Raw genomic sequence first — 1309 nt, forward strand, 5'->3', positions numbered from 1 at the left:
TGGAGTGCTACGATAAAAATGCAGTCGAAAAACACCCTCGTATGAAATAAAATGAAAGCTAACGAGGGAGCGAACGAAAATGAATCGATACGACAAAGCATTTAAAGAAGAAGCAGTAAGATTGAGCGATGAGATTGGCCCCAAGAGAGCCGCAGAGCAGTTGGGCATCCCCTACCACACCTTGCAGGAATGGAGAAAACGAAGAACCCTGCACGGTGACGGAGCGCATATCGGGAGCGGACGCGCTTACGCGTCTGCCGACAAGACCGCGCGAGAAATCGAATTAGAAAAAGAAATCGGCGAGTTGCGTCGCGCGAACGAAATTCTCAAGGACGCACTCGGTTTTTTCGCAAAGGACCGGAAGCGGTAAAAGCATGCCAGCTCTATGCTTACATTCGTGCACGACGGGATCGATGGACCGTAAAGCAGATGTGCAATGTACTTGCAGTCAGCGAATCGGGCTATTATCGTAGCTTGAAGCCTACGCCCAAACAGGAGCGGCAGCAACGCCTTCTGGTCAAAATCAAGGACATCATCGGCGAACATGAAGACAACCGTAATTATGGCGTCCAGCGTATCCTGCTGGCGCTGTCACAAATAGAGATTCAGACCAGCTACAGCACCGTCTACCGCATGATGAAGCAGCATGGACTGCTTAAGAAAGCCAAGCGACACCCGAACGGCATTACACGCGAGGATGCCGCAGCTCAGAAGAGCGAGAACCTGCTTCGCAGGGACTTCAAGTCTCCAGCACCTAACAAAAAGTGGCTATCAGATATCACCGAAGTCCCATGCTCAGACGGCAAGCTGTATCTATCGGCTGTAATGGATTGCTTCAATGGAGAGATCGTCGGCATGGCCATGGACGACAACATGCGCAAGGAGCTCTGCATCGAAGCTTTTGAAAACGCCTGTAAATCAAGAAAGGCTCGCGGCATGATCTATCACAGCGATCGAGGTAGCCAATTCACGAGCCATGCTTTCCGAGCGTGTCTGGCTAAACGTGGTGCCGTTCAAAGCATGAGCGGCACGGGGCGCTGCTATGATAACGCGAGGATGGAAAGCTTTTTTGCTACGCTGAAGAAAGAAAAGCTGTACAAGATCCGCACAGAGCAATATCCGATGGCGTATATCAAATCGGTCATCTTCAGGTACATCATGGTTTACTACAACAGGAGGCGGATCTACACCTCTAATCCAGGCGGCTGGCCCCCAGCTATTTATCGCGAAAGATTGTTTTCACGAGCAGTTTAGCAACGGGATTTCTGTATGAGTGTGTTTTCAAACTGCACTTTTCTTGACAACTCCA

Annotated in this window: 2 protein-coding genes; both read left to right on the forward strand. The window is 50.2% G+C overall.

Annotated elements, in window-relative coordinates:
- Positions 1 to 79 precede the first annotated feature (79 nt).
- Complete coding sequence (locus tag B0G52_RS35135; RefSeq protein ID WP_094051100.1) at positions 80 to 370, forward strand: transposase; 291 nt, start codon at positions 80 to 82, stop codon at positions 368 to 370.
- The gene (locus tag B0G52_RS35140) at positions 283 to 1254 is read left to right on the forward strand and encodes an IS3 family transposase (protein WP_233163370.1); all 972 of its coding nucleotides are present in this window, start codon (positions 283 to 285) and stop codon (positions 1252 to 1254) included. The genes B0G52_RS35135 and B0G52_RS35140 overlap by 88 nt, the downstream gene beginning before the upstream one ends.
- Positions 1255 to 1309 lie beyond the last annotated feature (55 nt).

Origin of the sequence: Cohnella sp. SGD-V74, from assembly GCF_003001675.1 — a bacterium.
In the GTDB taxonomy this organism is placed as follows: Bacteria; Bacillota; Bacilli; order Paenibacillales; family Paenibacillaceae; genus Cohnella.